This window comes from Actinomadura meyerae (assembly GCF_900188445.1).
Lineage (GTDB): Bacteria > Actinomycetota > Actinomycetes > Streptosporangiales > Streptosporangiaceae > Spirillospora > Spirillospora meyerae.
Genome location: NZ_FZOR01000044.1, coordinates 38690 through 57582, shown reverse-complemented (window position 1 = coordinate 57582; position 18893 = coordinate 38690). Strand labels below are relative to the sequence as shown.

19 protein-coding genes are annotated in these 18893 nt (G+C 72.8%); 9 read left to right on the top strand and 10 right to left on the bottom strand.

Features of this window, described 5'->3' with window-relative positions; translation table 11 throughout:
• The first annotated feature begins 36 nt into the window (after positions 1-36).
• The 3 genes from CHF16_RS32680 to CHF16_RS32670 all read left to right on the top strand — a co-directional run bounded on the left by CHF16_RS32680 (position 37) and on the right by CHF16_RS32670 (position 4534).
• Positions 37-2001 carry an AfsR/SARP family transcriptional regulator gene (locus tag CHF16_RS32680; protein ID WP_089330028.1) on the top strand — a complete coding sequence of 655 codons (1965 nt, stop codon included), beginning with the start codon at positions 37-39 and terminating at the stop codon, positions 1999-2001.
• A 114-nt stretch (positions 2002-2115) separates the two neighbouring features.
• Positions 2116-2784 (top strand): SgcJ/EcaC family oxidoreductase, encoded by a 669-nt coding sequence (locus CHF16_RS32675; protein WP_089330027.1) that lies wholly within the window; start codon positions 2116-2118, stop codon positions 2782-2784.
• A gap of 94 nt (positions 2785-2878) precedes the next feature.
• Positions 2879-4534, top strand: coding sequence for a catalase (locus CHF16_RS32670; RefSeq protein WP_089330026.1), 1656 nt, complete (start codon positions 2879-2881; stop codon positions 4532-4534).
• 91 nt (positions 4535-4625) lie between these two features.
• On the opposite strand, the gene CHF16_RS32665 is transcribed toward CHF16_RS32670, so the two are convergent.
• The 3 genes from CHF16_RS32665 to CHF16_RS32655 form a co-directional block, all read right to left on the bottom strand.
• Complete coding sequence (locus tag CHF16_RS32665) at positions 4626-5096, bottom strand: PucR-like N-terminal domain-containing protein (protein WP_089330025.1); 471 nt, start codon at positions 5094-5096, stop codon at positions 4626-4628.
• An 88-nt stretch (positions 5097-5184) separates the two neighbouring features.
• Positions 5185-5955 carry a MerR family transcriptional regulator gene (locus CHF16_RS32660; protein WP_089330024.1) on the bottom strand — a complete coding sequence of 257 codons (771 nt, stop codon included), beginning with the start codon at positions 5953-5955 and terminating at the stop codon, positions 5185-5187.
• A gap of 104 nt (positions 5956-6059) precedes the next feature.
• A complete protein-coding gene (locus CHF16_RS32655; protein ID WP_089330023.1) occupies positions 6060-7163 on the bottom strand; it encodes a pyridoxal-phosphate dependent enzyme in 1104 nt (367 codons plus the stop codon).
• Between the two features lie 88 nt (positions 7164-7251).
• On the opposite strand from CHF16_RS32655, the gene CHF16_RS32650 reads away from it, so the two are divergent.
• Positions 7252-8184 carry a LysR substrate-binding domain-containing protein gene (locus CHF16_RS32650; RefSeq protein ID WP_089330022.1) on the top strand — a complete coding sequence of 311 codons (933 nt, stop codon included), beginning with the start codon at positions 7252-7254 and terminating at the stop codon, positions 8182-8184.
• A gap of 164 nt (positions 8185-8348) precedes the next feature.
• Here the strand turns inward: CHF16_RS32650 and CHF16_RS32645 are convergent, their stop codons facing one another.
• Positions 8349-8573 (bottom strand): hypothetical protein, encoded by a 225-nt coding sequence (locus CHF16_RS32645; protein ID WP_089330021.1) that lies wholly within the window; start codon positions 8571-8573, stop codon positions 8349-8351.
• Between the two features lie 125 nt (positions 8574-8698).
• Here CHF16_RS32645 and CHF16_RS32640 point away from each other — a divergent pair, with 125 nt between their 5' ends.
• The 3 genes from CHF16_RS32640 to CHF16_RS41045 all read left to right on the top strand — a co-directional run bounded on the left by CHF16_RS32640 (position 8699) and on the right by CHF16_RS41045 (position 12255).
• On the top strand, positions 8699-9451 hold the full coding sequence (locus CHF16_RS32640; RefSeq protein ID WP_089330020.1) for a MerR family transcriptional regulator: 753 nt from the start codon (positions 8699-8701) through the stop codon (positions 9449-9451).
• A gap of 91 nt (positions 9452-9542) precedes the next feature.
• Positions 9543-11306, top strand: a complete 1764-nt coding sequence (locus CHF16_RS32635; RefSeq protein ID WP_089330019.1) for a S9 family peptidase — start codon at positions 9543-9545, stop codon at positions 11304-11306.
• A gap of 145 nt (positions 11307-11451) precedes the next feature.
• On the top strand, positions 11452-12255 hold the full coding sequence (locus CHF16_RS41045) for a hypothetical protein (protein WP_218826950.1): 804 nt from the start codon (positions 11452-11454) through the stop codon (positions 12253-12255).
• 57 nt (positions 12256-12312) lie between these two features.
• Here the strand turns inward: CHF16_RS41045 and CHF16_RS32625 are convergent, their stop codons facing one another.
• The 6 genes from CHF16_RS32625 to CHF16_RS41985 form a co-directional block, all read right to left on the bottom strand.
• A complete protein-coding gene (locus CHF16_RS32625) occupies positions 12313-12981 on the bottom strand; it encodes a TetR/AcrR family transcriptional regulator (RefSeq protein WP_089330018.1) in 669 nt (222 codons plus the stop codon).
• A gap of 138 nt (positions 12982-13119) precedes the next feature.
• On the bottom strand, positions 13120-14196 hold the full coding sequence (locus CHF16_RS32620; RefSeq protein WP_089330017.1) for an aspartate-semialdehyde dehydrogenase: 1077 nt from the start codon (positions 14194-14196) through the stop codon (positions 13120-13122).
• A 186-nt stretch (positions 14197-14382) separates the two neighbouring features.
• Positions 14383-15657, bottom strand: coding sequence for an aspartate kinase (locus CHF16_RS32615; RefSeq protein ID WP_089330016.1), 1275 nt, complete (start codon positions 15655-15657; stop codon positions 14383-14385).
• A gap of 106 nt (positions 15658-15763) precedes the next feature.
• Positions 15764-16654: a TIGR03620 family F420-dependent LLM class oxidoreductase gene (locus CHF16_RS32610; protein ID WP_218826949.1), complete on the bottom strand. Its 891-nt coding sequence runs from the start codon at positions 16652-16654 to the stop codon at positions 15764-15766.
• Between the two features lie 95 nt (positions 16655-16749).
• On the bottom strand, positions 16750-17091 hold the full coding sequence (locus CHF16_RS32605) for an ArsR/SmtB family transcription factor (RefSeq protein ID WP_089330044.1): 342 nt from the start codon (positions 17089-17091) through the stop codon (positions 16750-16752).
• Positions 17092-17154: 63 nt separating this feature from the next.
• The gene (locus CHF16_RS41985) at positions 17155-17277 is read right to left on the bottom strand and encodes a hypothetical protein (RefSeq protein WP_281259426.1); all 123 of its coding nucleotides are present in this window, start codon (positions 17275-17277) and stop codon (positions 17155-17157) included.
• Between the two features lie 113 nt (positions 17278-17390).
• On the opposite strand from CHF16_RS41985, the gene CHF16_RS32600 reads away from it, so the two are divergent.
• Together CHF16_RS32600 and CHF16_RS32595 are read left to right on the top strand one after the other, a co-directional pair.
• Positions 17391-18056 carry a response regulator transcription factor gene (locus tag CHF16_RS32600; protein ID WP_089330015.1) on the top strand — a complete coding sequence of 222 codons (666 nt, stop codon included), beginning with the start codon at positions 17391-17393 and terminating at the stop codon, positions 18054-18056.
• A 211-nt stretch (positions 18057-18267) separates the two neighbouring features.
• Entirely contained in the window at positions 18268-18891 is a 624-nt protein-coding gene (locus CHF16_RS32595; protein ID WP_089330014.1) for an ATP-grasp domain-containing protein, read from the top strand.
• Positions 18892-18893: the final 2 nt, after the last annotated feature.

Here is an 18893-nt window from a genome sequence, read left to right as displayed (position 1 = left end):
ATGAGCATCCGATGAGCGCGCTATACGGTGGCTGGGGTGGACGTCCTGTTCGGGGTGCTGGGGCCGGTCACGGCCTGGGACGGCGGCGGGAACCCCATCGCGCTGAAGGGGCCGCGGCACCGCGCCGTCCTGGCCCGGCTGATCATCGCGCGCGAGCGGGTCGTCCCGGTGTCCGTGCTGGTGGACGATCTCTGGGTCGCTCCCCCCTCGGACGGTATCGGCGCGGTCCGCACCTTCGTGGCGGCGCTGCGGCGCGTCCTGGAACCCGGCCGCCCGCCCCGGACGCCGTCCCGGCTGCTGGTCACCGAGGGCCCCGGGTACGCGCTGCGCCCCGGCCCGGACGGCGTGGACGCCTGGCGCTTCGAGAACGCCGTGACCTCGGCCGGCCGCCCTGCCACCAGCCGCGCGGCGAGCGAGACGCTCACCGCGCTGGACGAGGCGCTCGCGTTGTGGCGCGGGCCCGCCTACGCCGAGTTCGCCGACGAGCCGTGGGCGCGCGCGGAGCGGTCCCGGCTGGCGGAGCTGCGGCTGAGCGCGGTCGAGCGGCGGGCGGAGGCGCTGCTTGCCTCGGGCCTCGCCGCCGACGCCGTCCCGGACCTAGACGCGCACGTCGCCGAGCACCCCTGGCGGGAGGACGCGTGGCGCCTGCTGGCGCTCGCCCTCTACCGCACCGGACGCCAGGGCGACGCACTGTCGGTCCTCCGCCGGGCGCGCGGCCTTCTCGTAGAGCAACTGGGCGTCGACCCAGGTCCGGAGTTGCGCCGCCTAGAGGAGGACATCCTCCGCCAAGAGGACCGCCTGGACCCCGCCCAGGACGCGGCGACGCGCGTATGGGCCAGGGCGGCGGAGACGTACGACCGCACGGTGGCGTCCGGGGCCCGGTCCCGGCTGGAGTCGACCGTGGGAATCCTGCGGAACCTGGCCATGACCGGCGGCGGTGGCCTGGAGGCGGCGCGCGAGCAGCGCCTGCCGGCGATCCTCGCCGCCGAGGAGCTGGGCGACGCCGGCCTCACCGCGCGGGTCATCGGCGCGTACGACGTCCCGGCGAACTGGACCCGGTCGGACGACCCGCGCCAGGCCGCCCAGGTCGTGGCGGCGGCCGAGCGGACGCTCGCCGCGCTTCCGCCGGGACGCGCCGCCGCGCGGGCCCGGCTGCTGGCCACGATCGCGCTGGAGTCGCGCGGCGCCGGCACGCCGCGGGCGCGGGAGGCGGCCCGCGAGGCGGAGGCGGTCGCCCGCGGCCTGGACGACCCGGCCCTGCTCGCCTTCGCGCTGAACGGCGTCTACATGCAGTCCTTCGAGCGCGCGGGCCTGGCCGCCCGCCGGGACGCGATCGGTGCCGAACTGGTCGATCTGTCCGTCCGGCACGACCTCGCGACCTTCGAGGTGCTCGGACACCTCATCCGGCTCCAGGCGCGCGGCGCGCTCGCCGACTTCGCCGGGGCCGACGAGCACGCGGCCACCGTCGAACGGCTCGCCGAGCACCATGAACGTCCGCTGGTGCGCGTGTTCACCACCTGGTACCGGGCGATGCGGCTCGCCGCGTCCGGCGCCCCTGTGGACAAGGCCGAGGCCGCCTACCGGGACGCCGCCGAACGCATGCGGGGCTCCGGCATGCCCGGCCTGGAGAGCGGACTCCTGCCGCTGGCGCTCCTCTGCCTGCGCGTTCAGCACGGGCTGCCCGCCCAGACCGATCCGGCCGACTGGGGGCCGTACGAGCCGTGGGCCCGCCCTCTGGTGCTGCTGGCGCACGACCGTCCGGACGACTCCGCCGCCGCACTGCGCGACGTCCCGGAACCGCCGCGCGACCTGCTGTTCGAGGCCCTGTGGTGCCTGGTCGCCACCGCCGCCATCGCCGTCGGCGACCGGGAGACGATGCGGCGCGCCCATGAGGAACTCGCCCCGTCCGCGGGCGAGCTGGCGGGCGCGGGCAGCGGCGTCCTCACCCTCGGTCCGGTCTCCCGCTTCCTGGACGACCTCGCCGCCGCACTCCGCGACTGACGGCGGTCCCCATCAGACCGATTGACACTGGGCGTCCCGCTCCCTAATCTCTTCTTCAACGCAGAGAAATCTTCTATGAAGAAGATGCTCGAAAGAAGTCACAGGGAGGGCACCATGACCGCCACCATCGAGTCCGCCACCACCACCGCCGCCCCCTCGAAGGCGCGCCGCCCGCGCGGGCGCCGCGTCAAGCGCGTCCTCGGCCTCTCGGCGCTCGTCCTCGGGCTCGCCGGCGCCGCGGGCTACCTCTGGCTGAGCGGCACCTCGGGCGTCCGCAACGTCGGCGAACCCGACTGCGAGAAGGTCACCCCGACGGGGGCGGCGGCGGACGGGCACGCGGACGACCACGCGGGCGTGTGCGCGACGCTCCGCGCGCTGACCGACGCCTGGGGCCGCGGCGACGCCGACGCCTACGGGAAGGTGTTCACCGAGGACGCCACGTACACCACCTACGTCGGCACCTACTACGAGGGCCGCGAGGACATCGTCGAGGGGCACCGTGCCCTGTTCCGCGGCTTCCTCAAGGGCACCAAGCTGGCCGACTCGTTCCTGTCGGTCCGCTTCTACGGGCCGTCCACCGCCGTGGTCACGAGCCGCGGCGACACCTACAAGGGCAAGGCGAAGAAGCCCGGCGACCTGTCCAAGACCCAGACGTACACGCTCGTCCGCCAGGACGACGGCGTGTGGCGCATCGCCGCCTTCCACAACACCAAGCGGCAGCGCGTCATGGAGCGCATCTCGTTCCTGTTCGCACCGGACACCAGGCCCGCCGCCGAGAGGTGAGCGCCATCACCGGTTTTACCTGCCCCGGCCCGGTTACTTGCCTCTCTTCGGGTATGGGCGCGGACGTAGCAGTGTGGAGAGGAGAGAGCGCGCCGTGACGGACGTATCGAGCATGGGGCCGCAGCCGGGGGACGATCGTCCGGTACTGACCAACCGGCAGGGCCACCCGGTGTACGACAACCAGAACCAGCGGACGGTCGGGTCCCGGGGCCCGGCCACGCTGGAGAACTACCAGTTCCTGGAGAAGATCAGCCACTTCGACCGGGAGAGGATCCCCGAACGGGTCGTCCACGCGCGCGGCGTCACGGCCTACGGCTTCTTCGAGGCGTACGGGAAATGGGGCGACGAGCCCATCGACACCTACACCCGCGCGAAGCTGTTCCAGGAGGCGGGGAAGCGCACTCCCATCGCGCTGCGCTTCTCCACGGTCATCGGCGGCCGTGACTCCTCCGAGACGGCCCGCGACCCGCGCGGGTTCGCCATCAAGTTCTACACGGAGGACGGCAACTGGGACCTCGTCGGCAACAACCTGGCGGTGTTCTTCATCCGGGACGCCATCAAGTTCCCCGACGTCATCCACGCCCTCAAGCCCGACCCGGTGACGTTCCGCCAGGAGCCGGCGCGCATCTTCGACTTCATGTCGCAGACGCCCGAGTCGATGCACATGCTCGTGCACGTGTTCAGCCCGCGCGGCATCCCGGCCGACTACCGGCACATGCAGGGGTTCGGTGTGAACACCTACAAGTGGGTGAACGCGGCCGGTGAGACGAAGCTCGTCAAGTACCACTGGATGCCGAAGCAGGGCGTGCGGAGCATGACCGAGGAGGACGCGGCCAACGTGCAGGCCGGCGACCTGGGCCACGCCACCAAGGACCTGCACGACGCCATCGAGCGCGGCGACTTCCCGGAGTGGGAGCTGGTCGTGCAGATGATGGACGACCACGAGCACCCCGAACTCGACTTCGACCCGCTCGACGACACCAAGGTGTGGCCGGAGAACGACTTCCCGCCGAAGCCGGTCGGGCGGATCGTCCTGGACCGGAACGTCGAGAACAACTTCGCCGAGAACGAGCAGATCTCCTTCGGCACCGGCGTCCTCGTGGACGGCCTCGACTTCTCCGACGACAAGATGCTCGTCGGGCGGACGTTCTCCTACAGCGACACCCAGCGGTACCGGGTGGGCCCGAACTACCTGCAGCTGCCCGTCAACCAGGCCAAGGGCACGACGGTTCGGACGAACCAGCGCGACGGCCAGATGGCGTACCACGTGGACGGGGCCGAGAACCCGCACGTGAACTACGAGCCGTCCATCACGGGCGGGCTGCGCGAGGCCGAGTACCCGACCCATGACGAGCAGGGCCCGGAGATCCGGGGACGGCTGACCCGCAAGCGCATCGCGCGGAACAACGACTACAAGCAGGCCGGCCAGCGCTACTGCCTGATGGAGGAGTGGGAGCGCGACGACCTCGTCCGCAACTTCATCGACCTCATCTCGCAGTGCGCGCGCCCCGTCCAGGAGCGGATGGTGTGGCACTTCCTCCTCGTCGAGGACGACCTCGGGCTGCGCGTCGGCGAGGGCCTCGGCATCAAGCCGGAGGACGTCGAGCACCTGGACCCGCTGCCCGGCCAGACCCTCACCGACGAGGACGGGCAGCGCCTGGCGAACCTCGGCAAGAACGGGCCGCGCGACGTGACCGGCCTGAAGATGACCCACTGCGTCCCGAACGAGCGGGCCGTCGTCCACCGCTAGCGAGCCGCCGACCCGTCAGCCGAGCCGCTGACCTGCGGCGTGTCGTCCTGATGAGCGGGGCGGCACGCCGCCGGTGCGTGGCGTGGCGGCGCTAGTTGTTGCTGAGCAGCGGGTAGAGGCGGCGTGCCACGGCCGGGCGGGTCGCGCGGCGGTGGCCGTCGATCGCGGCCTCGACGATCGCGATCTCGGCGGTGAACGCCGTCCGCATGACCGCGATGAACTCGGCCGTCGGCGGGTAGAGGCTGGACGCCGCGCCGGCCGTCCGGCGGACGAGCACCCGGGCGGCGGTGCGCAGCGCCGACTCGAAGTGGCGGACGTCGTGGCCCGCGCACGCCTCCCCGGCGCCCAGCGCGCGGAACACCGGCAGCACGGCGCGCGGCTCCCGGGTGCCCGCGTAGACCGCGATGGCCTCCGTGACGAGGTTCGCGATCTCGTCCGGGCTCAGCCGGGTGTAGGCGGGGACGCGGGCGGCGACCTCGCCCGCCACCTCCGCGGTGATCTCGTCGACCCGGTCGGCGAGGAACCGGTGGAGCGCCGCCCGACCGTCGTCCGTCCCTGGCATCGTGCGACCCCCTCACGCCTCGTTTCCAGTCCTTACTGGGACTGTTTGCCGAGAGTAACCAACCCCGCGAGGTTGCGGTAGGGGTATGTTACCGGCGCGTAGGCCGGATTCGCTGCCCGATTTCCGAAATGTCCTTGGCGAGCCGGCGATCCATCGCGCGGGCGAAGTGCTCGCCCGCGACGGTCCTGGCGATCGGGCGCAGCCGCGCGACCAGCTCGTCCAGCCGGTCCAGGTCGGCCGGGGACGGATCGCCGCCGTCCCGCCGGTCGAGGAGATGCCCCCGGACCAGCTGGACGAAACCGAACGCCATCCGGTCGAAGGCCGCCTCCAGCTCCCAGCTCATCGCGAGGATCGAGCGCAGCGGGATCCCGGCGCGCACGAGCTGCACGGCGGCGTCGAACAGCCGCGGACTGTTGATCACGACCCGGTCGCCGCTCACCGTGATGTGCCCCAGCTCGGCCGCCTCCGCGACGAGCTCCGGGGTCAGCCCGCCCTCGAAGGCCTCGGCCAGTTCGTCCATGCCGACCTCGGCCCGCGTCTGGTCGGCCCAGGGCGTGGCGGCCGCCCACGCGTAGCCGAGCAGCTCGGTGACGCCGCGCCCGGCGTCCGCCGCGGCGAGCAGCTCGCCGATGCCGTCCAGCCGGTGCCCGCGCTCGAGCAGCTCCGCGATCAGGCGCAGGCGCTCCAGGTGCGCGTCGTCGTAGAGGGCGATCCGGCCGCGCCTGCGCGGCATGGGCAGCAGCCGCCGCTCCTGGTAGTAGCGCAGCGTCCGGACCGGTATGCCCGCCTCGGCCGCCAGCTCCTCGACCCGGTACTCGCGCCCGCGCCCGTCCGCATTTCCGCGCCCGTCCTCGGCCATGCCGCACCTTAACAATTCCCACTGTGAGCGTCAGGGGTGCTCGGCAGGAAAATGTCCGATGCACAAGGCCGATTTCGGACACCCGCGGTCTGCTCGGCGGCCGCTCAGGGCAGGGAGGGGTTCGCGGCCCGGCCCTCGGTGTTCAGCAGGACGATCGTCTGGGCGTGCTCGGGTGCCAGGTCGCGGCGATTCGCCGAGGCCAGAGCGCTACGGGCTCCGGCGAGCGATGCGGCACCGCACGGGCCCGCGGACAGACCGAGGTACGCAAGATCCTGGGCGGCGCGGGCCGTCTCGGGGTCGGTGACGGTGACGGCCGCATCCAGGCCGTCCCGCAAAACTGGCCACGCCAGGCTGGACGGCGTGGCGCAGTTGAGGCCGGCCATGGCGGTCGAACCGGTCTCGATGGTCAGCGGCCTGCCCTCGTGGAGGCTCGTCAGCACGCAGGGGGCGGCGTCGGGCTCCACGGAGAGCACGGTGGGCCGGGTCGGGCCCGACCTGTAGTGCGTCACCGCCGCCTGGGCCAGCGAGCCCACTCCCACAGGGACAGCCACAAGGCCCACTGATCCGGCGCCCACCTCGGCCAGTTGCTCGTCGATCTCGGTGAAGAGCGTGGAGTAGCCCTCCACGATCCATTGGGGGACGCGTTCATAGCCGGACCAGGCCGTGTCCTGGACGAGCAGTGCCGACGGGTCGGCGGCGGCATCCTCCGCCGCCGTCCGCACCGCCTCGTCGTAGGGCCCGGGGACCTCGGTCAGCCCCGCGCCCGCCGCCTTGATCGCGGCCATCGCGGCCGGATGCACGCCGTACGGGACGTAGACGTCGGCCGGTGCGCCCAGGAGGCGGGCCATCTCGGCCACGGCGCGGCCGTGGTTGCCGTCCGTCGCCGTGACGAGCCGGACCGGGCCGCACTCGCGCAGCCGCCCCAGCGAGGCGTCCGGCAGCACGTACCTGTCGCGGAGCGCCCGGCAGATCCCCCACGAAGCGCCGAGGATCTTGAAGGCGGGCAGGCCGAGGCGGGACGACTCGTCCTTCACGAACAGCCGCCGGACGCCCAGCTCGGCGGCCAGGGACGGCAGCTCCACCAGCGGCGTCGGGGCATGGCCGGGGAGCGTCCGGTGGAAGGCGGCGACGCCGGGGGGCGCGGGCGGGCAGGTCCAGGCGCGGGCGGCCGGGCGGCTGAACCCTTGGCGGGCGGGAGCGGTGACCATGCGGCCCACGCTGCCGCAGCGGCTATGGTCGGTCCAGCGAATGTTTCCGAGCGATATTCATCAGCCGAGCCGATGAATGGGGCCCGCCTTGCTGGATCTGCACCGGCTGCGCCTGCTGCGCGAGCTGAAGCACCGGGGAACGCTCGCCGCGGTGGCGGAGGCCCTGTCGTACAGCCCGTCGTCGATCTCGCAGCAGCTCTCCGTCCTGGAGCGGGAGGCGGGGGTGCGGCTGCTGGAGCCGGTGGGGCGCCGGGTCCGGCTGACCGCGCAGGCGGAGATCCTCGTCGCGCACACCGAGGCGGTGCTGGAGCGGCTCGAACGCGCGGAGGCCGACCTCGCGGCGTCGCTGGCGGGGATCACCGGCGTGCTGCGGGTCGCCGCGTTCCAGACGGCGGCGCTCGCGCTCGTCCCGGACGCGCTGACCCTGCTCCGCGCCGCCCACCCGCGACTGCGCATCGAGATCACCCAGCGGGAGCCGGAGAGCGCGCTCCCCGCCCTGCTCGCGCGGGACTTCGACCTGGTGCTCACCGAGGAGTACCCGGGGGAGCCGGGGCCGCGCCCGGCGGGCGTCGAGTACGAGGAACTCGGGGAGGACGAGATCCACCTCGCCCTCCCCGCCCTGAACGGCCCCGGCACGGACGAGGCCGGGACAGGTGGCGCAGGGCTGCGAGAGGCCGCGGACGTGCCGTGGGTTCTGGAGCCGCCCGGTACGGCGTCGCGGCAGTGGGCGACGCGGCTGTGCCGGGAGGCCGGGTTCGAGCCGGACGTGCGGTTCGAGTCCACCGACCTGCTGCTCCACCTGCGGCTGGTGGAGCACGGCCACGCGGCAGCACTGCTGCCCGGCCTGGTCTGGGCGGGACGGCCGCCGGAGGTGCCGCTCGTCCGGCTCCCGGCGCGGCACCGCACCCGCCGGCTGTTCACCGCGTCCCGGCGAGGCGGCGGCGGCCACCCCGCCGTCCGCGCGTTCCGGACGGCGCTCGGGCACCGACTCACGGACCGGAATTCACGTACAGAGGGATGACCCCACCAGGGTCAGGGGTTTTCCCGGGCACGGCACCGCCGCGGCCTGACATCCTGCCCCGCTCGCTGCGCGAGCTGATCGCCGCCGACTCCGGTACCGAGCCCGGCAGGGAGCGCCGGCGGCGCAGGGTCAGGCCCGCGCGCCGGACCCCCTAGCCCGACGCCTCAGTGACGGGTCTTGGTCTTGCTCGTCTTCTTGTGCTTGGACTTGTGCTTGGAGCCGCTGCCCGACTCCCACTCGTAGCCGGGCGTGTTCTTCTTGCAGTAGCTGTCGCTGACCTTGGTGTCGGTCGCGTCGTGCTCGCACCACCGGTTCTGGCCGCACGCGGTCAGCCCGAAGGCGGCGACCAGGGCGGTCAGCGCGAGTGCGACGGAACGGCTCTTGAGCATGGTCGGCCTTTCTCTGCCTGAGCGAAACGCGGGTCAGACGCGCGCGGCGGCGTCCGCGTTCCGCCGCCGGCCGGCACCGGACCGTCCGTCATCGGCCGCGAACCGTAGCGAACTATGCTGACGCCGTGAACGAAGAGGCGACGGACGAGCATCCCGGCGACGGCGCCCGCGAGTACCGCATCGGCGAGCTCGCGGCGGCGGCCGGCGTCCCCGTGCGGACGCTGCGCTACTACCAGGAGCGCAAGCTGCTCCCGCCGCCGCGCCGCGAGGGGCGCATCGGGCTCTACTCCGAGGACCATCTGGCCCGCCTCCGCATGATCGGGAACCTGCTGGAACGCGGCCACACCCTGGAGGGCATCCGCGAGCTGCTGTCGGCGTGGGAGCAGGGCCGCGACATCGGCACCGTCCTCGGCGTCGAGAAGGCCGTCACGACGCCGTGGTCGAACGAGGTCCCGGTCACGATGACGCTGGCGGAACTGGCCGCGCTGTTCCCGGGCGAGGTCGGCCCCGAAGCCGTCGAGCGGGCCGTCGCCCTCGGCCACATCGAGGTGCACGGCGACCGCGTCACCCACTGGAGCCGCCGCCAGCTCGACGCGACCGTCGCGCTCGTCCGGGCCGGGGTGCCGCTGGACGCGGTGCTGTCGGTCGCGAAGGAGCTCCAGCGCAGCATGGACGACCTCGCCGCGATGTTCGTCGGGCTGGTCGCCGCGCACGTGGTCAAGGACATCGACGAGCAGGACCTCGGCGAGCTCACCGAGACGCTCGCGCGGCTGCGTCCGGGCGCGCAGGTCTCCGTCGAGGCCGGGTTCGCGCGGGCGATGGACCGGCAGGTCCGCGCCGCCCTCGACCAGCTCCTCGGCCGGCTGTCCACCTCCTGACCGGCCGCCCCGTCCCGACCGGCCGACCGGACCGCCCGGCACGCGCGGCGGCGCGGCCCCGCCCCGCTGATCGGCGGCGATACTGGTGGGCATGGTCGATGACGAGCGATGGAAGGCGCGGTTCCGCGCCGCCCGGATGAGCCTGCCCCGCTGGGCGAGGGACGCCCCGGACCGCAACATCTACCGGTCGAACGCGACCGGGACGTGGGAGATCTACACCTGGGACCGGGGGACCGGCGCGCAGCGGCAGGTGACCGACCGCCCAAACGGCACCTGGATGGCCACCATCGACCCGGCCGGCGAATGGGTGTGGTGGTTCGCCGACACCGACGGCGACGAGTTCGGCGTCTGGAACCGCGCCCGGTTCGGGGAGACGGAGAGCGCCCCGGCCGTCCCCGGGCTGGAGCCGTCCTATCCGTCCGGGCTCTCGCTGGGCCGCAGCGGCCTCGCCGTCATCGGGCGGACGACCGAGGACGGCAACACCATCCACCTGTGCCGTCCCGAGGCGGAGCCCGAAGTGCTCTACCACCACGCGGAGGACGCGCACATCGCCGCCCTGTCCAGGGACGAGAGCCTCATCGCGATCGGCCACAGCGAGCACGGCGACAGCCGGCACATGGCGCTGCGCGTGCTGCGCCCCGACGGGTCCGTGGTCGCCGACCTCTGGGACGGGCCCGGCAAGGGCGTCTACGGCGCCGGGTTCGCCCCGGTCGACGGCGACGCTCGCCTGCTCGTCAACCACGAGCGGCGCGGCCGCGACGAGATGCTCATCTGGGACCCGGTCGCCGGCACCGAACGCGAGATCGTCCTCGACCTGCCCGGCGAGATCGGCGCCGACTGGTACCCCGACGGCACCGCGCTGCTCATCTCCCACTCGCACGAGGCGCGCGACGAGCTGTACCGCTACGACCTGGACGGCGGCACGCTGACCGGGATCGACACCCCGCGCGGCGTGATCGGCGGCGCCGCCGTCCGGCCGGACGGGACGGTCGAGTTCTCCTGGTCGTCGGCCGCCGAGCCGCCGGTGATCCGCGCCTCGACCGGCGCGGTCGTGCTCACCCCGCCCGGGCCGGCCGCCCCGCCGTCCGTCCCGGTCGAGGACGTGTGGGTGGACGGCCCCGGCGGCCGCATCCACGCGCTGGTCAGCAAGCCGGAGGGCGACCGCCCGTACCCGACGGTGTTCGACGTCCACGGCGGGCCGACCGCGCAGGACGACGACTCGTTCGTGCCGACCGCCGCCGCCTGGGTCGACCACGGGTTCGCGGTCGTCCGGGTCAACTACCGGGGGTCCACCGGGTACGGCTCGGAATGGCGGGACGCCATCGAGGGCCGCGTCGGGCTCACCGAGCTGGAGGACATCAAGGCCGTCCGCGACTGGGCGGTGGAGTCGGGCCTCGCCGACCCGTCCCGGCTCGTCCTGACGGGCGGCTCGTGGGGCGGCTTCCTCACCCTGCTCGGCATCGGCACGCAGCCGGACGACTGGAGCGTCGCGGTCGCCGCCGTCCCCGTCGCCGACTACGTCGCCGCGTACGAGGACGAGATGGAGGGCCTCCAGGCGTTCGACCGCTCCCTGTTCGGCGGCTCGCCGGACGAGGTGCCGGACCGCTACCGCGAGTCGTCCCCGATCACCTATGTCGAGTCGGTCAAGGCGCCGGTGCTGGTGCTGGCCGGGGAGAACGACCCGCGCTGCCCGATCCGGCAGATCGACAACTACCTCGCGCGGCTCGCCGAACTGGACCTTCCGCACGAGGTGTACCGGTACGACGCGGGGCACGGCTCCCTGGTCGTCGAGGAGCGGATCACCCAGATGGCCGCCGAGATCGGCTTCGCCCGGAAGCATCTCGGCATGTCGTGATTCGTCCCGGGGGACGGGCGGTGCGGCCGCCCGTCCCCCGGTTTACAAGATCGAACCTCGGGCATCCCTCCGAGCGGCCACCGGCCGCCAGACGGGCCCCGGCCCGCCCCCCGGGTATACGAGAACACCGCTCGGGGGGATTCCAGTGACATGTCTTCGGCACGCCCATGCGCTCGTCCGGCACGCCTCCGGTGACCGAATACCGAGGCCGCACGGCCCCGCCATCCGCCTGACCGCGCTGGTCATGGCCCTGGGCGCCGCCGCTACGGCCCTCACCCCCGTCCCGTCCGGTCCCGCGTCCGCGACCGACGACCCGCCCCGCTCCCGACCCGCCGCCGCACCCGCCGGCGCTCCCCCGCAGACCGCACCGCCCCCGCCCTCCGTACCGCCCCCGACCTCCGCAGCGCCCCCGACCTCCACCGCAACGGACAAGCCCGCGACGCTGCTGTCCGCGCCGAAGCCGCCCCAGGCGACCGTCCCGAAGCAGGACGCTCCGGCACAGGACGCTCCGGCACAGGACGCTCTGGCACAGGGCGCCCTGCCGGACCTGCCCGACTCGCTGCGGCTGGAGCACGCGTTCGCCGAGCTCGTGCTGCGCGCCAACGGCATCCGCTGGCGCTCGACCGGAGGCTGCTCCGACCGGACCATTCGGACCTGCACCTCCTTCGAGGGCGTCCGGTGGGGGACGCTCAAGGGCCTGATCGGCTTCGCGAGGTCGAGCGGCTGCACAATCACCGTGACCGGCGGCACCGAGGTGGGCCACGCGGGCGGCACCTACAGCCACGCCAACGGCTACAAACTGGACATCTCCCCCACCCGCTGCGTGGACGCCGCGATCAAGCGCTACCCGTACGCCGGCCGGCGGGGCGACGGCTCCCGCCTCTACCGCTCACCGGACGGCGCGCTCTTCGCCCGCGAGAAGGACCACTGGGACATCACGTTCCGCTGACCCCGCCGGGTCGCGAGGCCGCCGAACCAAAGGGCCGCCGGGCCGCGGGGCCGCCGGTCAGGCGCGGACCTCGCGGATGATGCCCACCAGCTCCCGGGTCACCGACTTGAACCCCGGCAGGCGGGACATCGACACCATCCGGTCGACGAGCGGGACCGTCCGCTCGACGAGGAGGTAGGTCTTGCGGCAGCCGGGGGAGCTGTCGTGCACCCAGTACAGGACGATGCCCATCGAGTAGATCCACAGCAGTTCCGGCAGCTCGGCGCGGAACTCCTTGTCGATCTTCAGGTCGGAGCCCTCCACGACCTCGCGGTAGATCGCGACCGCCGACTCGCGGGCCGGACCCGACTCGGCGCTGAACGGGTTGAGCGGGCTGGTCGGCTCGGCGGCGAACTTGAAGAACTTCCCGGCGAACTCGTGGTACGGGACCATCGTGTCGACCCGGGCCCGGAGCACGCCGAGCAGCCGGGGCGCGAACCGCGTCTCGCTGTCGAGGACGGCCCGGCAGGCCGCGACGTGCTCGTCCTGCAGCTCGTCGTAGTAGGCCTGGATCAGCTCTTCCTTGGACCCGAAGTAGTAGTAGGCGTTGCCGACCGAGACGCCCGCCTCCTTGGCGATCGCCCGCATCGTCGTCGCCTCGTATCCGCGCTCCCGGAACAGGCGCAGCGCCGTCTGGACGATCACGGCCCGCGTCTGCTCGGACTTCACGGCCTTCGTCTCGGTCACGCATGCCACCTTAAATCCCTCTCGCGGGGTCCGCGCTGATGGCCCGGCCGCCGCCGCGCCCCGTTGCGGCGCCCTCCGGCACGGGTTCGGGCGCCGTCCCGCCCGGCCGGGACACGACCCGGCGGGACGGGACGGGGGTCAGGCGGTCAATTCGGCGGCGACCAGTTCGGCCGTCTGGACGGCGTTGAGCGCGGCCCCCTTGCGGAGGTTGTCACCCGAGAGGAACAGGTCGAGGGCGTGCGGGTCGTCGAGCGAGCGGCGGACGCGTCCCGCCCAGACGGGGTCGGTGCCGGCGGCGTCGGACGGCGTCGGGAACTCGTGCGTGTCCGGGTTGTCGCACAGCACGACGCCGGGCGAGCGGGCCAGGATCCCCTGCGCCTCCCGCTGGTCGGTGCGCTGCTCGAACACCGCGTGCACGGCCATCGAGTGCCCGATGACCACCGGGACGCGGACGCAGGTCGCCGACACCCGCAGCTCGGGCAGGCCGAGGACGCGGCGGGTCTCGTCGCGGAGGGCGAGCTCGTCGGTCGTCCAGCCGCCGTCGGCGCCCGTCCCCGCCCAGGGCACGACGTTCAGCGCGAGCGGCGCCGGGAACGGGCCGAGGTCGCCGACCGCGCCGCGCATCGCGCCGGGGCGGTGCCCGAGCGTCCGGTCGCCGCCGACCTTCTCCAGCTGCGCGTACAGGGTGTCGACGCCGTCCGGGCCGGCGCCGGAGGCCGCCTGGTAGGACGCGACGACCAGCTCCCGGAGCCCGTACCGCTCGTGCAGCGCGCCGACCGCCGCGATCATCGTGAGGGTCGCGCAGCCGGGGCCCGCGACGATGCCGCGCGGGCGGTCCCGCACCCGCTCGGGGTTCACCTCGGGGACCACGAGCGGGACGTCCCGGGCGGTCCGGAAAGCGCGCGACACGTCGACCGCCACGGCTCCGTGCGCCGCCGCGACCGGCGCCCATTCAGCGGCCACCGCCGGCGGCACGGCGAACAGCGCCACGTCGGCGCCCGCGAAGACCTCGGGCGCGAGCGGCACCGCCGCCGCCGGCGCGCCGCGCACCTGGAGCGCGCGCCCGGCGGACCGCGCCGACCCGGCGACGCGGATCTCCCCGTACACGTCCCGGCGGATGGACAGCAGGTCGAGCAGCACCGCACCGACCGTCCCGGTGGCGCCGGCGACCACGAGGGTCGGCAGCCCCGAGGCGGAGCCCGTCGTCGCACTCACACCCACTGAACTACCGCCGCCCACCCCCGGTTCCCAAAACGGCCCACACCACCTGGAATCACGGCTGATCCGCCGGGGGCGGCCGAGACGCGGAAGGCCGCGCCGCCCGGCGAGGGAACGGCGCGGCCCGTGCGTGGCGGCAGCGGCCGAAGCGCGGCGTCAGGCGTCAGCGGCCGAAGCGCGGCGTCAGCGGCCGGTGCCGCCGTAGACGACGGCCTCGACCTGGTCGGAGTCCAGGTCGAACGCGTGGTGCGCGGCGGCGACCGCGGTGTCGATGTCGTCCTGCGCGACGACGACCGAGATCCGGATCTCCGAGGTGGAGATCATCTCGATGTTCACCCCGGCGTCGGCGATCGCGCTGAACAGGTTCGCGGTCACTCCGGGGTGCGAGCGCATCCCGGCGCCGATCAGCGACACCTTGCCGATCCGGTCGTCGTAGCGCAGCGACTCGAAGCCGATCCGCTCCTTCAGCTTGTTCAGCGCGGTCAGCGCGCTCTGCCCGTCGGTCGACGGCAGCGTGAACGAGATGTCGGTGCGCCCGGTGGACGCCGCCGACACGTTCTGCACGATCATGTCGATGTTGATCTCGGCCTCGGACAGCACCGAGAAGATCGCGGCGGCCTCACCGACCTTGTCGGGCACCCCGACCACGGTGATCTTGGCCTCGCTCCGGTCGTGCGCGACGCCGGAGATGATCGCCTGCTCCATGTCCTGTCCTTCGATCTCGCTGCTGTCGACGACCCACGTGCCCTCCTTCTGACTGAACGAGGACCGCACATGGATCGGGATGTTGTAGCGGCGCGCGTACTCCACGCAGCGCAGGTGCAGGATCTTCGCGCCGCTCGCCGCCATCTCCAGCATCTCCTCGTAGGAGATCTTCGGGATCTTGCGGGCGGCGGGCACGATGCGCGGGTCGGCGGTGAAGACGCCGTCGACGTCGGAGTAGATCTCGCACACGTCGGCGTCCAGCGCGGCGGCGAGCGCCACCGCGGTGGTGTCGGAACCGCCGCGGCCGAGCGTGGTGATGTCCTTGGTGCCCTGCGAGACGCCCTGGAATCCGGCCACGATGCAGATCGAGCCCTCGTCCAGCGCGGTGCGGATCCGGCCCGGCGTCACGTCGATGATCTTCGCTTTGCCATGCGAACCGTCGGTGATCACACCGGCCTGGGAGCCGGTGAACGAGCGGGCCTCGTGGCCCAGGTTCGCGATGGCCATGGCGAGCAGCGCCATCGAGATCCGCTCGCCCGCGGTGAGCAGCATGTCCAGCTCACGGCCCGGCGGCAGGGGGCTGACCTGCTTGGCCATATCGATGAGATCATCCGTCGTGTCGCCCATGGCGGAGACCACGACGACCACGTCGTTGCCCGCCTTCTTCGTCGCGACGATGCGCTGGGCGACCCGCTTGACGCCATCGGCGTCGGCGACGGAGGAGCCACCGTACTTCTGCACGACAAGAGCCACGAGTGGGCGCTCCTCGGATCGGGGTCAGGCGTACCGGACGACGAGTCTACCGAGCCCGTTCCGATGCATCACGACCAGGTAACTGCGGGTCGCCGCGCCGCGGCCGCTACCCGGCGGCCCGCGCGGGCACGAGCGCCTCGGCGAGCCGCCGCCACTCCGGCATCGCCGTCCGGCCGGGCCCGACCCCGATGACCTGGACGCCGACGTGGTCGGCGCCCGCCTCATGATGCTCGTTCAGTCTGCGGACGATCGCGTCGAGATCGCCCCAGGCCACCAGGCCGTCGACGAGCCGGTCGCTGCCCTCGCGGACGTCCTCCTCGGTGTAGCCGAGGCGGAGGAACTTGGCCATGTTGTACTTCTCCTTCAGGTACCCGCTGAGGTGCTCCCTCGCGATCTCGCGTGCCTTCCGGGGTTCGCTCTCGAAGAGCACCGCCTGCTCGACGCCGAGGAACGGTCCGTCGCCGAGCACCTCGCGCGCCCGCGCCGTGTGCTCCACCGTCACGTGGTAGGTGTGGGCGCCCGCGGACCGGTCGCGCGCCATCGCCAGCATCTTCGGCCCGTACGCCGCCAGGACCCGCCGGACGGGCGCCGCCGGCTCGGGGTTGGCGTTCGCCGTCGCGTCCATCTCGTCCAGGTACTCGTTCATCGCCCGCAGCGGGGTCGTCTCCGCGTGCGGCTCGCCTCCGAACCCGAGGCCGAGCAGGTGCCGTCCGGGGTAGGCGTCGGCCAGGAGCACGGCCGCGCCCCGCGTCCAGCGGGCCCCGCGCGACCAGATCCGCGCGATGCCGTTGACGACGGCGATGCGCTCGGTGGAGGCCAGCAGGAAGCCGGCGTGCGTCATCGCCTCCCGCCCGTCCCGTTCCGGGATCCACACCGCCGGCCAGCCGGCCTCCTCCAGTTCCTGGACGGACTCCCGGATCAGGCCCGCGGGCTGCTCCTCGAAGTCGAACGTCCAGATCCCGTAGCGCCCCAGGTCCATGCCCTCGATCGCGCTCATGGTCGGTCCCTCCGTCTCGACGTCTACGAATCGAAGTATCGCATAATCTCGATGCGTTGTTGGCCATGGGGGCCGCGGGGAGTTCGCCTTGGCGATCAGAGGGAGTGGCCGAGCGTTTCGACGAGGCGGGCGATGCGCTCCTCGTCCCGCCGGTAGTGCGTCCACTTGCCGACGCGGGTCGAGACGACCAGGCCGGCCCGTTCCAGCGCGGCCATGTAGGACGAGACGGTCGACTGCGCCAGCCCGGTCTTGGCCTGGATGTGGCTCACGCACACGCCCACCTCGTCCGGGTCGGCGATCCCGGTCTCCACCGGGAAGTGCTCCCGCGGGTCGCGCAGCCACTGGAGCATCTGGAGCCGGACGGGATTGGCCAGCGCCTTGAACGCCTCAAGCAACTCGGCGGAGGCGTCCGTTGACGGGGTCGTGTGCGTGCTCATGGCCAGCACAAGTCTAAGCGCTCGCCACGACGTTTCGCGGTTCCTCGATGCGATCCGGACCGGCTACAGCGCGGGCGGTCCCTGCTCGATGCGGCGCAGGACGGGGTCGGGGCGCTCGTTCTCCTCCGCGCCGATGAGCCGCCGCTCGTCCCACCAGGTAGCGCCCGGCGCCCATGAAGAGCGCAAAACGCATAGGCCAATCAAATCAGCGGAGCGGCGGAATTGATCCCGGCGGCGGGGGTAAACCAGGGTCGCTCTCCTTGGTGAGGAGCGAAGCCGAACCGAGACGGGAGACGGCCATGAACAGAATCCTGATTTCCGAGAGCGATGAACGCATCGCCCGGTTCATCCACAAGGGACTGCGCACCCATGGCTTTCACCCGACCGTCGTCACCGACGGCGACACGGCGCTCACGCACGCCCTCTCCGGGCAGTACGACCTCGTCGTGCTCACGATCGGGCTCCCGGGGCGCGACGGCTTCGAGGTGCTCCGGCGGATCCGCGCGGTCCGGTCCGCCCTCCCCGTGATCATCCTGTCGTCGTGCACCACGGTCGGCGACACCGTCGCCGGCCTGGACGGGGGCGCGGACGACTACATGACCAAGCCGTTCCGGTTCGACGAGCTGCTGGCGCGGATCCGGCTGCGGCTCCGCAGCGCGCAGACCGCGGTGGCGGCCCCCACCACCCTCGGCGTCGACGGGCTGACGCTCGATCTGCGCACCCGCCGGGCGCTGACCCCGGACGGGCGCACGACCGATCTCAGCGCGAAGGAGTTCGCCCTGCTCGATCTGCTGCTGCGGCACCCGCGGCAGGTGGTCTCGCCCGAACAGATCCTCGACCACGTCTGGGGCCCCACCGTCGGCCCCAGTTCGAACGTCGTGGCGGTCTACATCGGACGGCTGCGGCGCAAACTCGGGCCCGGCGTGATCACGACGATCCGCGACATGGGGTACCGGTGCGGCTGAGCGGTACGTCCCGCACGCGTTTCCCTTTCTGATCGGAAAGCTGATCAGAAAGGCGTGAGAACACGCTCACACTCCTTTCATGCTGTTTTCACATGGGCCGCCACAGGCTGAGTGATGGCCTTCCTCCTTTCCCCGGCGTTCAGGCGGAGGACAGGTCCCGGACGGTCCGTCTTCGGCCCGCCGTCACGTGAGCCGCTGAGAGGGGTGGTCGATGAACCGCGTGCTGGTACTGACCGACTCGCGCTACCTGGGCCAGCTCATGCCACGCGCCCTGGTCGACGCGCTGCGCGGTCGCGGGGTGCCGGTCTCGGCGGCCCCGGTGGACCGCCTCGTCACCGAGGTGCGGACGGACGGCGGCACAGTGCAGGCGGGCAGCGGCGCAGTGCAGGCGGGCGGCGGCGCAGTGCAGGCGAGAAGCGGCGCGCCGCCGGACGGGCGGCGGGACCCGCCGGCGCCGCGGCCGGGCGATCTCGTGGTGCCGCGCACCCGCGACCCGTTCGCCCTGTCGCTGCTGTGCCGAGCGCAGCTCGACGGCGCCTCCACGGTCAACCGCTGGGAGGCGATCCAGGCGGTGCGCGACAAACCGCACGCCGTACTGCTGCTCGCCCGCGCCGGGGTGCCCACCCCGCGGACGTTCCTCACCGACCGTCCCGCCTCGCTGGCCGGTCTTCCCGCCGCGGCCTGGCCGCTGCTGCTGAAGCCGCCCTACGGCGACAACGGCGATGGGATCGTCCGGGTGGACTCCCCGCGCGATCTGGAGCGGCTGCCCTGGCCCGACGGCATGGTCCTCGCCCAGCACTACGTCGACGTGGCGGGGGTCGACGTCAAGCTGTAGGG